9 protein-coding genes and 3 pseudogenes are annotated in these 13,037 nt (G+C 57.9%); 5 read left to right on the top strand and 7 right to left on the bottom strand.

Annotated elements, in window-relative coordinates; all coding sequences use genetic code 11:
* Positions 1-80 precede the first annotated feature (80 nt).
* From M0D64_RS38010 to M0D64_RS38020, 3 genes are all read left to right on the top strand, one after another.
* Positions 81-1,427: an MFS transporter gene (locus M0D64_RS38010; RefSeq protein ID WP_266261449.1), complete on the top strand. Its 1,347-nt coding sequence runs from the start codon at positions 81-83 to the stop codon at positions 1,425-1,427.
* A gap of 155 nt (positions 1,428-1,582) precedes the next feature.
* Entirely contained in the window at positions 1,583-2,641 is a 1,059-nt protein-coding gene (locus tag M0D64_RS38015) for a 3-keto-5-aminohexanoate cleavage protein (RefSeq protein WP_266242793.1), read from the top strand.
* 452 nt (positions 2,642-3,093) lie between these two features.
* Entirely contained in the window at positions 3,094-4,320 is a 1,227-nt protein-coding gene (locus M0D64_RS38020; protein WP_266261450.1) for a Xaa-Pro peptidase family protein, read from the top strand.
* Between the two features lie 416 nt (positions 4,321-4,736).
* Here M0D64_RS38020 and M0D64_RS38025 read toward each other — a convergent pair whose 3' ends face one another.
* From M0D64_RS38025 to M0D64_RS38035, 3 genes are all read right to left on the bottom strand, one after another.
* Positions 4,737-5,153 (bottom strand): DUF934 domain-containing protein, encoded by a 417-nt coding sequence (locus M0D64_RS38025; RefSeq protein ID WP_266242798.1) that lies wholly within the window; start codon positions 5,151-5,153, stop codon positions 4,737-4,739.
* The gene (locus tag M0D64_RS38030) at positions 5,150-6,940 is read right to left on the bottom strand and encodes a nitrite/sulfite reductase (protein WP_266261451.1); all 1,791 of its coding nucleotides are present in this window, start codon (positions 6,938-6,940) and stop codon (positions 5,150-5,152) included. The genes M0D64_RS38025 and M0D64_RS38030 overlap by 4 nt, the downstream gene beginning before the upstream one ends.
* A 212-nt stretch (positions 6,941-7,152) precedes the next feature.
* Positions 7,153-8,580: a PLP-dependent aminotransferase family protein gene (locus M0D64_RS38035; RefSeq protein WP_266261452.1), complete on the bottom strand. Its 1,428-nt coding sequence runs from the start codon at positions 8,578-8,580 to the stop codon at positions 7,153-7,155.
* Between the two features lie 235 nt (positions 8,581-8,815).
* On the opposite strand from M0D64_RS38035, the pseudogene M0D64_RS38040 reads away from it, so the two are divergent.
* Positions 8,816-10,152 (top strand): annotated as a pseudogene (locus M0D64_RS38040) (cbb3-type cytochrome c oxidase subunit I).
* Positions 10,153-10,233: 81 nt separating this feature from the next.
* On the opposite strand, the gene cydB reads toward M0D64_RS38040, so the two are convergent.
* The 4 genes and pseudogenes from cydB to M0D64_RS38060 form a co-directional block, all read right to left on the bottom strand.
* Positions 10,234-11,238: a cytochrome d ubiquinol oxidase subunit II gene (gene cydB / locus M0D64_RS38045; RefSeq protein ID WP_266261453.1), complete on the bottom strand. Its 1,005-nt coding sequence runs from the start codon at positions 11,236-11,238 to the stop codon at positions 10,234-10,236.
* 129 nt (positions 11,239-11,367) lie between these two features.
* Positions 11,368-11,907, bottom strand: a pseudogene (locus M0D64_RS38050) (cytochrome ubiquinol oxidase subunit I); the annotation flags it as partial.
* Positions 11,799-12,380, bottom strand: coding sequence for an MFS transporter (locus M0D64_RS38055; RefSeq protein WP_308102542.1), 582 nt, complete (start codon positions 12,378-12,380; stop codon positions 11,799-11,801). The gene M0D64_RS38055 and the pseudogene M0D64_RS38050, both read right to left, overlap by 109 nt.
* A 123-nt stretch (positions 12,381-12,503) precedes the next feature.
* A pseudogene (locus M0D64_RS38060) lies at positions 12,504-12,725 on the bottom strand (aminotransferase class III-fold pyridoxal phosphate-dependent enzyme); the annotation flags it as partial.
* Positions 12,726-12,757: 32 nt separating this feature from the next.
* On the opposite strand from M0D64_RS38060, the gene M0D64_RS38065 reads away from it, so the two are divergent.
* Positions 12,758-13,027, top strand: coding sequence for a hypothetical protein (locus M0D64_RS38065; RefSeq protein WP_266261454.1), 270 nt, complete (start codon positions 12,758-12,760; stop codon positions 13,025-13,027).
* Positions 13,028-13,037 lie beyond the last annotated feature (10 nt).

The raw sequence follows: 13,037 nt of genomic DNA on the forward strand, positions 1-13,037 counted from the left end.
GTCCGATCGACAACCGGACCGTCTGAACACGCGAGGCATCAGGACCGTGGCCGGTATTCAAAAAATATCAGGAGACAAGCATGAACGTGATACCCGATGGCCCGGAGGCTCGCAACAACGACGACTACCTGACGAGCAGGCGGCAAGCCTGGTTTGCATTTGCGCTGACCTTCGCGCTCATGATGTTCGATTTTATCGATCGACAGGTCATCGTCTCGCTATTTCCTCACATCAAGAGCGAATGGCATCTGAGTGACAAACAGCTGGGTTCACTGGTTTCCATCATTTCCATCGTGGTGGGTGCGGGGGGATTGCCGGTAGCGCTGGTGGCCGACCGCATGGGCCGTGTGAAAAGCATCGTGGTGATGGCTATTGCATGGAGCCTGGCCACTATCTCGTGCATGTTCACGGCCAATTACAGTCAATTATTTGTGGCGCGCGCGATGGTGGGGGTGGGTGAAACCGGCTATGGCTCAGTAGGAGCGGCCCTTATCTCGACACTGTTTCCCAAGCGCTTGCGCAGCGCCGTGCTCGGCGCCTTCTTCGCTGCTCCATCGCTGGGTTCAGTGCTGGGCGTGGTGTTGGGGGGCATGATCGCGGCCAGGTGGGGCTGGAAGGCCGCCTTTGGTGTGGTCGGTGTACCAGGGCTCGTGCTGGCATTGCTTTATCTGCTCGTGCGCGACTACAAGACGGTGGCACTGACGCCAACCTCGAACCAGGTGACCCAGTCGCTGGGTGGGACGCTCAAGCACATCTTTGGCACGCTGGCGCGCACGCGCACGCTGCTGTGGCTTTGTGCCGGAGCGGCGGCAGAACTGATTACGGTGTCGGCCATCTGGTCGTGGCTGCCCAGCTACCTGAATCGTTTCCACGGCATGGCCCCGGAGGCTGCGGGCAAGGCCGCAGCGGCGGTGGTATTGGTCGGCGCCTTTAGCTGCACGTTCTGGGGCATTGTGGTGGGACGCCTGGCAGTTCGCACACCGCGCAACAAGCTGCCCGCGCTGTCCGTGCTGTGCCTGGTCACATCGGTGATCTTCATGGTGGCGTTTGGCGGCACATACACGGGCGATGCACAGTTCAAGCTGATCCTTCTTGGCGCTTTTTTCATGAACTGCACCGTCGGTGTGGTCGCCGGCGTTGCGATGGACGTCATTCACCCAGGTGTGCGCTCTACCGGCGCGGCCGTCCTTTCCCTGTTTCAAAACGTGTTTGGCCTGGCCGTGGGTCCGTTCCTGGCGGGTGTCCTGTCCGACCAATGGGGTTTGCAGAACGCACTGACATTCATTCCTCTGTGCAGCGTACTGGCCGCGGTGTTTTTTGTCATCGCAATGCGCAGTTACGACGCGGATTCGGCCCGGATCTCCGATGTGAAGCTGGATGTGGCGCCATCCCTCGCCGGCACCCTGAACACCGGCACTGCAACCTGATTTGGGGGCATTGGGGCAAGGAGACGCTTTGAACAAACGGAGTCATTGGCTTTCCGAAAGAGAATTGTCAACGACAAGCATTACTGAGTGTTTGGATCGCCAACCCCATCCCCCAATTTCTTTCCTTACACCAAACCTGCCATTGGAGACGTGACATGAACTTTCTCGACGGTTCTCTTTACCCTGAAAACCAGCAACCTCTGATCATCACGGCCGCGCCTTATGCTCCAGGATGGCTGCCCTCCGATTTTCCCGAAGACATCCCGGTCACGATGGAGCAGCAGATCCAGAAGGCCGTGGATTGCTATAACGCCGGCGCCACTGTGCTCCACCTGCACGTGCGCGAACTCGACGGCAAGGGCAGCAAGCGCCTGTCGAAGTTCAACGAGCTGATCGCCGGCGTGCGCGCCCGAGTACCCGAGATGATCATCCAGGTGGGCGGCTCGATCAGCTTCGCGCCTGAGACCGAAGGTGCTGCAGCCAAATGGCTGAGCGACGACACGCGCCACATGCTGGCCGAACTCGATCCCAAGCCCGACCAGGTCACGGTGACGGTCAACACCTCGCAGATGAACGTCACCGAACATGCGGAGCTGGCGGATTTCAAGGGCACGTCGAGAGAAAATCCCGCGATCTACAACGCCTACAAGGAGATGACGGTGCCGGCTCAGCCCGGCTGGGCCGAGGAGCACATTCGCCGTCTGAGCGAAGCCGGCATTCAGAGCGCCTTCCAGTGCTACAACATCAACAGCTTCGAGTCGGTGGAGCGGCTAATTCGGCGTGGCATCTATAAGGGCCCGCTGGTCATGAACTGGGTGGCGATCAGCGGCGGTATGGACGCACCGAATATCTACAACCTGGCCAACTTTGTGCGCGCCACGCCGGACGGCGCGGTGCTGACAGTCGAGAGCTCAGTGCGCAACGTGCTGCCGGTCAACATGATGGGGATTGCGCTGGGCCTGCACGTGCGCTGCGGCACCGAGGACTGTCTCTGGAACCAGGCGCGCACGAAGAAGATCAGCACGGTCGAGCAGATCGAGCAACTGGTACGCATCTCGCGCGAGTTCGGCCGCGAGGTGGCGACCGCCCAGCAGGCGCGCGAAATCAGCAAGATCGGTGTGTTCTACGACACGGCGGAAGAGACCTTGCTGGCCAACGGCTTCGCGCCCAACCGCAACGGTGGTAACCAGGGCTTCCTGCGCAAGGCCATCTGAATTTTTGAATGCACCTTGGTGTGAGGCTAGCGCGCGCCCTCGGCTATGTGCCGGAGTGACGGCACGTCGAGAATCGTCAAGTACCGAGTCGGCCGAAAGCAACCCCTGCTGCGTGAGCAGGCGCGGTGCCTTATTCACGGTCTGGCGCGCGCCGCAAGCACTGAGGCCAGGTCGCCTTGAGACATGCTGCCGGGGGTTGATTGCATGGGCGCGAGACTATGCAGGAATCTGCATCCATTTCGATCCGATCTCACAAGCAAATAGAACCTCTATCGTGCTAGTTTGACCATGCGCAGTATCGGTTGCGGATGCGCGAGTATAGAAACAGGTCAATTGGGACAACATGCACCCGGCATGGCGCAGAGAATCGCCTGTGAGGGCATCGAATCTTCGCCAGTGGGGCGGTCGCCCAGAACAACGAAACGTGTTCCGTTTCATTAACGAGAGTGAAGATGACAAACGGCGTAGGTGGTAGTGATCAGCAAACGGCATTGGCGCGACTCTTGCCGTGTGCGAGTGAGATTGAGGAAATCAGTGCAGTTGAACATCTGACGCGGATAAGTAAATTGCAGAGAAATATGACGGATGCTGGCGTCGATGCGGTCTACGTCAATGCGGGGACTAATCTGCTTTATTTCACTGGAATAGAATGGCACCCCAGTGAAAGGCTTCTTGGTGCCATCATCCCTGCGAAGGGGAGTTTGATCTACATCGCACCGTGGTTCGAGGAAAGGACGTTGCGCGATCGCGTGAAGGTTGAAAGCGACGTCATGTGCTGGCACGAAGACGAAAGCGCGTATGCGGCATTTTATAAAGCCTTGCTTGCAATCGGCATAGCGCCAGTTCACGGAAGTCGCGCGAAAATTGCTATCTGCGGAACCGCCTCGGCATCGGTTTATTTTGGATTGAAGGAATTATCGGAGAATTATGAATTAGTCTGCGCCGACGCTTTGATTGGGTCTTTGAGAAAGAACAAATCGCGCACGGAGATTGCAATCATGCAGGCCGCTAAAGACATGACTTTGCAGGTTCAGCGGGCGGCGGCAAGCATCTTGCGCGAGGGAATTAGCACGGTGGATGTTTGTGACTTCATAGACCGGGCGCATCGGAAAGTGGGCGCGGCAGGGTCGCATTTCTGCATCGTTCTGTTTGGGGAGGCAACATCCTATCCACATGGGGTCAAAGAGCCGCAAGTTCTCAAACGCAATGACGTGGTCCTGATCGACACCGGCTGCAAGTACAAGAACTATGTTTCCGATATCACGCGCACCTACGTTTTCGGTGATGCAAACGATCGGCAGCGATTTGTATGGAACGCAGAAAAGGCAGCACAAGCCGCTGCTTTTGATGCTGCACAGTTGGGTGTTTCATGTGCAGAGGTCGATCGCGCGGCGAGACGTTGCCTGGAAACCTATGGATTCGGTCCTGGCTATCAGCTACCGGGTTTGCCGCATCGGACTGGCCACGGCATTGGCCTCGACTTGCATGAGGCGCCGTATCTGGTGGGGAACGACGAAACGCTGCTGGAAGTTGGGATGTGTTTTAGCAATGAACCCATGATCTGCATTCCCGGCGAATTTGGAGTGAGGCACGAAGATCACTTCTACATGACCGAGGAGGGACCGAGGTGGTTTACCCGACCCGCATATTCCATCGACGATCCTTTTCGCGTCGCGTAGGTTCGACGGACGAACACTTCCGGGCGTTGTCACCGGAACCCGGAGACGGAGATATCAACTGCAATAGCAAAGGCCCGCTCTCATACAAGATACGGGCCTGTTTCAGGACGCCGGGCGGGCCGGCTGAATTCTTACTTGCCTGATTGCGACGTGCTGCTGGTATCGGCGCCGTAAGCAGTGGTGTTGCTGTTCTGCTGCGCGACGAATGCCAAATTGCATGCTGGCGGTGTATCGAGACGCAAAAGCTAAAACTCTCCCTTATGTCATTACCGCCGCAAAAACGGCTCCCAGGAACGGAAGGATGGCGTCCGAGACCGGTTGCAGATGGCGCCGCAGATGGTGGACTCGGTGGCTGGCGCGAGCGTAGGTTTAACGGCTTGCCAGAGCGTCGGCCCTGACTCCAAGCCTGCTTGTTGTCACACCTCGCTTTTCGATGAGTCGGCTCGCAGGAACGGCGCCTCGTGAACAATGTCACCTTGGTAGAACGCCGGAAAACGGTCCAGTTGCCGCTGCGCATCAACGGGGTCGATACCGTCTTTCAAAACTGCACTGGAAAAACCTGTTCGCTCCATCTGGATGAGCTGATCGGCCAGCACATCGCCAGTCGCTCGCAAGTCGCCTTTGAAAAGTAGTCGCCGGCGTATCAGGTATGCCTGACTGTACGCTCGACCGTCCGTGAATTGTGGAAAGTGCAGTTCGACACGCTCTGCGTTCTCGATCTCATCCTTGCGTGAGACAGGATCAATGTCATTTGCGATTACAACCACGAGTTCGCCGGAATCCAGCGCATGGTCGAAGGATGTTAAAAGTCTGATGCGTGTCGGGCTAGTCATGCTGTTTTCTCTGTTATCGAGCGAGCGCTGTTCGCCGCGGCCTTGAATGGATCCAGCCCAACGCGCCGAACCGTTTGAATGAAGGACTCGCGCCGTGAGCTCGAATCCGCCCGGATATCCAGATAGGTCGAAAGTAGCGCCTCGATTACGTCAGGGACCTCGTGCGCCGAGAACGATGGTCCGATTACTTTTCCCGGCTGAGTAGCACCACTTGCCAAGGAGCCATCGGAACCGCCGAGCGTCACCTGGTACCATTCCTGGCCGTCCTTGTCGACGCCGAGAATCCCAATGTGGCCGCTGTGGTGATGACCACACGAATTGATGCAGCCGCTGATGTGCAGGTCGATTTCCCCGATGTCATTGAGTTCATCCAGGTCCTGGTAACGCTCGGTGATAGCCTGCGCGATCGGAAGCGACCGGGCATTGGCGAGCGCGCAAAAATCTCCTCCGGGGCACGAGATCATGTCTGTGAGCAGGTGCACGTTGGCGCTGGCAAGTCCCGCGCCGCGCGCCGCTTCCCATAATGGCAGGAGATCGTTCGCGTGAACCCACGGCAGCACGATGTTCTGTGTATGCGTGACGCGCGCTTCTCCGGCGGAGAAGCGGTCGACCAGATCGGCCACGAGGTCGAGCTGATCGGCCGACGCGTCGCCAGGTGCCTGAAGCAGGCGCTTGAACGACAGCGTCACGATCCGCATCGACGGATCCTTGTGAGGCGCGACGTTGCGTTCCAGCCAGCGCTGGAGCTGGGGTGTCTGAGCGGCGGTCGTGCGCAGCGTCGCCGCCACCTGCGGATCCACCGGACGACCGGAAGCGGTCCGCGGTGGCGGAATGAAATACGCGCTGACACGATCGAGTTCCGCCTGCGGAATGGTGTGGGGGCCACCGTCGTGTTCGACAATCTGGCGAAACTCTGCTTCGACCTCGTCGATGTAGCGTTGACCCTCAGACTTTACGAGAATCTTGATCCGCGCTTTGTACTTGTTGTCTCGACGACCGTATTGGTTATATACGCGTACCACGGCCTCTATGTAATTCATGATGTGCCGCCAGGGCAGAAATTCCCGCAGTACCGTACCGATCACAGGCGTGCGACCCATACCACCGCCGACGGTGACGCGAAAACCCATTTCGCCGTTGTCTCCGTACCGTAGGCAAAGCCCTACGTCATGCCATTCTGTGGCGGCACGGTCTTCACTGGCGCCGGAAATCGCGATCTTGAACTTGCGAGGCAGGAACGCAAATTCAGGGTGCAAGGTAGTCCACTGGCGCATGATTTCGGCGAATGGGCGCGGATCCTCAATTTCGTCTGGTGCGACACCAGCGCGTTCATCGCAGGAGATGTTGCGGATACAGTTTCCGCTTGTCTGGATGCCATGCATGTTGACTGTAGCGAGCAGGTCCATAACATCGGCCGCTTTCGACAGTGGAATCCAGTTGAACTGGACATTGGTGCGTGTTGTGAAATGGGCGTGATGTGTTGGCAGGTGCGCAGTGCCCAGTTTGCTCTGCGCTTCCAGCGCCGCGCGGTAGACGTCTGCCGCAGGCTCGTCGTAGTCTCGCGCTACGCGCGCCAGCACGCGAAGCTGTGCGCTCGATAATTCTCCGTACGGAACAGCGACGCGCAGCATGGGGGCATGCCGCTGCACATACCAGCCGTTTTGCAGGCGCAGTGGGCGGAACTCGTCTTCGCTCAGCTTGCCGTCTTGCCAGCGTTCGATCTGGTCGCGAAACTGCGCGGCGCGGCTCAGCAGGAACGCCTTATCAAATTCGTTGTATTCGTACATGGTCGATATGGAAAGCAGACTACCCGAGTACAAAGCACTTCAATGCGCTAACGACAATAATGTGAGACGGCCTTCGCTACAAGAAGCAGTTGCCGTCTGTAACGGCGTAGCAGTTAAGAAAGTTCAAGACCGCCGAACTACTGTCGTCTGAAGGTGTGTTTTGCCAGTCTGCTAATTTGCATCGCGATATTTGTGAGTCGCCCCGCCAGGTTTCAGGGTGCGCGGCGCACTGACGGGTGCACAAGCAACTTCCCCAAGGAACGTATCGCGTCGTCAATATGAGGGGTCCAAGGATGTCCGTAGTTCAGGCGGATGCAATTCTCGAACGCATGGGTGGCTGAGAAAATCGGCCCGGGAGCAAGGCTGATTCCGCGCTCAATCGCAAGGCGGTGAAGCTCCATCGCATCGATGGGTTCCGGGAACTCAAGCCAGATGAAATATCCCCCGGTAGGATGCGCCCTGCGCACGCCTTGAGGCAACCATCGACGAATCGAGGTGTCGAGTTCTTGCAACTGGGTACGCAACGCGCTGCGAACTTTCCTCAGGTGTCGATCATAACCACCGTGTTGAAGGTAATCAGCAATGCCGGCTTGAACGGGAATGCTGGCCGACAACGTGGTCATCAGTTTTAGTTTTTGTACCCGGTCGGTAAACCGGCCAGCAGAGGCCCAACCGATCCGGTAGCCGGGAGCAAGGGTCTTGGAAAACGATCCGCAATGCATGACAAGGCCTTTGTGGTCAAAAGCCAACGCGGGTAGGGGATATTCTGCCTGGAAATGCAACTCTCCGTAGACATCGTCCTCGATCAGCGGGACTTCGTGTTTCGCGAGCAATTCGACCAGCGTTTTCTTCTTCTCGAGTGAAAGTGTGACGCCTGTGGGATTCTGGAAGTTCGTCATGAACCAGCAGGCCCGGATTGGATGTTTGTCCAACGCGTCGGAAAGCGCATCGAGGTCGAGGCCAGTAACCGGATCAACCGGAATCTCGACAGCGCGCAGATCGAGGCGCTCGATCGCCTGAAGGGCTGCGTAAAAGCCGGGCGACTCCACGGCAACGACGTCACCTGGACGCGTCACGGCCATGAGACAAAGATTCAGCGCTTCAAGAGCCCCGTTGGTGACGACGATCTCCTCCATAGGCTGCGAGATGCCCATACCCATGTAGCGAAGTGCAATCTGCCGTCGCAGGTGCTCGTTGCCTGGCGGCAAATCGACGACCGTACTCCATGGGCTGATGAGGCGCGCGGCATGGGCGAGCGACTTCGCAAGTCTTGGCAAAGGGAAGAGGTACGGTGAGGGGAAGGCAGACCCAAGTGGCACGATTCCAGGCTGCTTTGCGGCATCAAGTACCGAGAAGACCAGGTCGCTGATGTCCACCTTGCTGGTTTCAACTGGCGAGGGGGCGCGATGCCGTGACCCGCTGTTGATACCCGCGCCGGGTGCGACGTAATAGCCTGAACGTTCCTGAGCCCGTACGAGCCCCCATTCTTCCAGGAGGTAGTACGCCCGTGATGCCGTTGATTGGCTGACGCCGTGTTGTGCGATCACCTGACGTAAGGAGGGCATACGCGAGCCGACGGCAATGCTGCCCGAGCGGATTTCGGTAGCCATTGCGCTTGCAAGTGTTTCGTACCGTGTCATTGGCTTTATCGTCTCCGTTCGTGAGAACTGCTGCGATAAAAGAATTCCGATCTGCTGCTTTGGCAACCGACGTCATTTTCTTATGCTTCGTAGAAGATGAAAAGGGCCATTCCCCTCCAGATTCCGCGACTTATTGTCCATCCGCACCGACAACCGTCCCCGCCATCTGCTCCTGAGTAAGTAGGTAGAGCGCCTTCGGCTGTCATCCAACATTCTCCTGATCTGGATAAGAAAAATGAGTGAAGTCTCTGCCGATACTGTCGTCGATCACCACGGCGCGCATGCTGTTCCAATCGGGTGGCGCCGATGGATATTTGCGACGAATCACAAGGATATCGGGACGCTCTATTTGCTGTTCGCGATGACTAACCTGATGATCGGTGGTGTGATGGCCCTGATGATCCGGGCTGAGTTGTTTGAGCCTGGCCTGCAGATCATGCGGCCGGAGTTCTTTAACCAGCTCGTCACGGAACACGGCCTCATCATGATCTTCGGAGCGATCATGCCTGCGTTCGTGGGCTTCGGAAACTGGATGATTCCGCTGCAGATCGGGGCTTCCGATATGGCGTTTGCACGCATGAACAACCTGAGTTTCTGGTTGTTGCCGGTGTCCAGCGTGCTGCTGCTCGGTTCGTTCTGGGCGCCGGGCGGCGCGGCTGCGGCGGGATGGACGATGTATGCGCCGTTGTCGACGCAGATGGGTCCGGGAATGGATCTGTCAATCTTCGCGATTCACATTGCGGGTGCATCTTCGATCATGGGCGCGATCAACATCATTGTGACGGTGCTGAACATGCGTGCGCCTGGCATGACGCTCATGAAGACGCCGATGTTCGTGTGGACCTGGCTCATTACGGCGTTCCTGCTGATTGCCGTCATGCCGGTGTTGGCAGGTGCGGTGACGATGCTGCTGTTCGACCGCCACTTCGGTACGTCTTTCTTCAACGCGGCTGGCGGTGGTGACCCGGTGCTGTATCAGCACATTTTCTGGTTCTTTGGTCACCCCGAGGTTTACATCATGATCCTGCCGGGTTTCGGCATGATTTCTCAGGTTATACCTGCCTTCTCGCGCAAACCATTGTTTGGCTACTCTTCAATGGTGTATGCAACCTCGTCAATCGCGATCCTTTCCTTTATGGTGTGGGCGCACCACATGTTCGTGACCGGAATGCCTGTGACCGGACAGCTCTTCTTCATGTACGCGACGATGACGATCGCGGTGCCGACCGGCGTGAAGGTCTTCAACTGGACCGCGACAATGTGGCGGGGTTCGATGATCTTCTTCAACATTGCTTTTTCCCCATGCATTTTCTCGGACTTGCCGGGATGCCCCGGCGGTATGCGGACTACCCGGCTCAATTTACCGACTTCAACCAGATAGCGACAATTGGCGCGTTTGGCTTTGGATTGATGCAGGTTTACTTTCTGTTCTGGGTTGCGTTGCCTACCTATCGCGGAACGGGTCTGGCGAAGGCGTCGGCGAAGCCATGGGATGGTGCTGAGGGACTGGAGTGGACGATTCCCAGCCCGGCACCGTTCCATTCGTTCGAAACGCCCCCGACGGTCGAATGAACAGCCTGTGTCGATTCGGCAAGTCCGATGTCTGGGCACACGGGGAATCCACGTGCGGTCGAGCGACGGGAGATATCGGTGTCAGTGGTAGTGAAGTTCCGCATGATCCGTCTTGCCGCGGAAGACGACGCGATACCCAAGCGTTGTATAGGCAAGGATGATTGGCACGATGATTACCGCACCGACCAGCGTGAAGGCCTGGCTCGAATGAGGTGCTGCTGCTTGCCAGATCGTGATGCCAGGAAGGATCGCGTACGGCCAGATGGTGGCAAGCAGCCCGATATAGCCCAGCAGGACGAATCCAAGCGCAAGCAGAAACGGTGTGATGCCGTGGCGCGCGTGGACAGCCTTGTGCATTCCCCAAGTGCAAACAGCGACCAGAACCGGGACAGGGATCAGCCAACGCAGAACGGACGAATCGAACCAGCGGGTCGCGAACATCGGCGCGAGAAGCGGTGTCCACAGCGTGACCACGATAATCGTGAGCACCTGGAGGGCGGTTAGGGGGAGTACAACGCGGTACAACTTGCGCTGAAGGTCTCCATCGGTTTTCGCGATGAGCCAGCAGCAACCAAGCAACGCGTAGGTAACGAGCAACGCGAGGCCAGTGAAAAGACTGAAAGGTGTGAACCAGTCGAATGCGTGACCGGCGAACTGACCGTTGGCAACGGGGATGCCTGACAGCCAGGAGCCGAGGACTACGCCCTGGAAGAACGTCGCGCAGCCAGATCCACCCATGAAAGCGAGATCCCACAACTGGCGGGATCTGCGCGCCTTGCCACGGATCTCGAACGCAACGCCGCGGAAAATCAGGCCGATCACCATGAAAAGCAGCGGAATATAGAGCGCGGATAAAACGACCGAGTAGACCATAGGGAACACCGCGTACAGCGAGGCGCCTCCCAGTACCATCCAGGTCTCGTTACCGTCCCATACCGGTGCGACACTGCTCATCATCCGGTTGCGATCATTGTCGCGAGGAAATAGGGGAAAGAGGATGCCGATGCCCAGGTCAAAGCCGTCGAGCACAATGTACATGCAGACACCAAAGGCAATGATTGCCGCCCAGCAGATGGTGATATCCATGGCGTAGGTCCGGTAGAAAATTTAGTGACGGTCAATAGCGATCTTTGCGGTTTCCCTAACCGGTGTGGCGGTAGGGTGCCGGCTGCGCTGCAATGAAATGCTGGCTCCGCTGCCGCCGGCCTCGGGTGTGAGGGCGGGGCCGGTGCAGGCAAGCTTGATCATGTAGTAGATGCCGGTGCCGAAGACGAGCGAATAGACCACGACGAACGCGAAGAGCGATACACCGACCTGTTGCGCGGTGATGGGCGAGAGCGCTTGCGAAGTGCGCATGACGCCATAGACTACCCACGGCTGCCGGCCGGCTTCGGTAGTGATCCAACCCGCGAGCAAACAAATGAATCCGGATGGTCCCATTACCAGCACAAAGCGCTGAAACAACTTCGAGTTGAACAGACGGTTACGTCGGCGCAGCACAAAGCCGGCGATGGCCATCAACGCCATGAGCATGCCAAGTCCTGCCATGATGCGGAAAGTCCAGAAGATCAGCGTGGAATTCGGCCGGTCTGCGGGAGGAACGGATTTCATGCCGACGATTGCGCCGTCCCAGCTATGCGTGAGGATCAAGCTGCCGAGGTGGGGAATCGCCACGCGGTAGCGGGTCGTCTCGGCGGCCATGTCCGGAATGCCGAAGAGATTAAGCGCCGTGCCGCCTTGCTCGGTATCCCAGAGCCTACTGCCATGCCCCCTGCCATGGCACCGAACAACCAGCCAAGAGGCCGTCCCCGCTGTTCATAGGGGAACAGCCGGCCTACGAGCACGAGTGCGAGTGGAACGACACCGCTCGCGCCGAGACCGGTTAGTATCCGCCACGCGGTAATTTGCTCGATGGACGTGGCTGTGGCCGTGGCCATCGCGAGGACCGTAAATGCTGTCAATGACGCGGAAATTACCCGGCGCACACCAAAGCGATCGGCCAGAGGGCCATAGACTAGCGTCGCCATACCATATGGAATGAGATACGCAGGTACGATCAGGGCGACGGTTTGAACTGACGTACTGAAAGTCTGAGACAGGGCGGGTATGATCGGCGCGACCATATACGCCTGAAAAAAGATGAGGAAAGTTACCGCCGCGAGCATTCGGAGCAGGCGCTCCCGTTCGTCGTGACTGGTCCGCGTCGCGAGTTGAGAGGCGCTTGTCATATTAGTTTTGCAATGGTGATTTCGACTTGGTGTTGGAGGATGTCCAAGATACGGAATAGCCGGATCCCAGACGCTCGCCGTTGATACGACGTGAATGCAGGAGACACGTTGCTCTTCGCCGCGTTACCGCTCCAGAAACGCCGGGGCATTGATGATATCGAGCACCTCGCTGGCTACAGCCGTGGCCAACGGGTTGCCACAGAACGTTGATGCATGCGTCCCGGGCTGCATGACAGACCCGACCGCTTCAGTTGCAAGGCACGCACCGATCGGGAACCCCCCACCGAGACCCTTTGCCGCAGCGAGGATATCTGGCGTAACGTCTTCGGCCACGTAGGCAAAGACACTACCGGTCGAGACGACTCGGCAACTGTGACTTGAACGCCGATCTTAAACACATCCGCGCAGTGCTGATAGAAACAGTTGACAGCAAAAAAGTGAATGCAGGGACTAAAGAGGAATTTGCGTGGGGCATGCGTCGGGTGGTGGGGCAACTTTCGGTATTGACCTGTACCAACGGGCTCCAAGTGGCGTCAGTATTTGCGGTAGGGCATGCTGTCGACAATCGAGTGGGGATTCGAGGTAGCCCGCAACGTCCGAATCGGAAGCGCCATGCGCGCCTTTTTCTGGTTTGTCGCGGCTATTGATTTTGCTGTA

Source organism: Paraburkholderia sp. WS6, from assembly GCF_030464835.1.
GTDB classification, from domain to species: Bacteria; Pseudomonadota; Gammaproteobacteria; order Burkholderiales; family Burkholderiaceae; genus Paraburkholderia; species Paraburkholderia madseniana.

What these genes read in the sequence shown, in the direction of transcription:
- M0D64_RS38035 (WP_266261452.1), bottom strand. Translation starts at nt 8,580, where the DNA reads ATGACACGGTACGAAACACTTGCAAGCGCAATGGCTACCGAAATCCGC.
- M0D64_RS38025 (WP_266242798.1), bottom strand. Translation starts at nt 5,153, where the DNA reads ATGACTAGCCCGACACGCATCAGACTTTTAACATCCTTCGACCATGCG.
- M0D64_RS38015 (WP_266242793.1), top strand. Translation starts at nt 1,583, where the DNA reads ATGAACTTTCTCGACGGTTCTCTTTACCCTGAAAACCAGCAACCTCTG.
- cydB (WP_266261453.1), bottom strand. Translation starts at nt 11,238, where the DNA reads ATGGATATCACCATCTGCTGGGCGGCAATCATTGCCTTTGGTGTCTGC.
- M0D64_RS38055 (WP_308102542.1), bottom strand. Translation starts at nt 12,380, where the DNA reads ATGACAAGCGCCTCTCAACTCGCGACGCGGACCAGTCACGACGAACGG.
- M0D64_RS38020 (WP_266261450.1), top strand. Translation starts at nt 3,094, where the DNA reads ATGACAAACGGCGTAGGTGGTAGTGATCAGCAAACGGCATTGGCGCGA.
- M0D64_RS38030 (WP_266261451.1), bottom strand. Translation starts at nt 6,940, where the DNA reads ATGTACGAATACAACGAATTTGATAAGGCGTTCCTGCTGAGCCGCGCC.
- M0D64_RS38010 (WP_266261449.1), top strand. Translation starts at nt 81, where the DNA reads ATGAACGTGATACCCGATGGCCCGGAGGCTCGCAACAACGACGACTAC.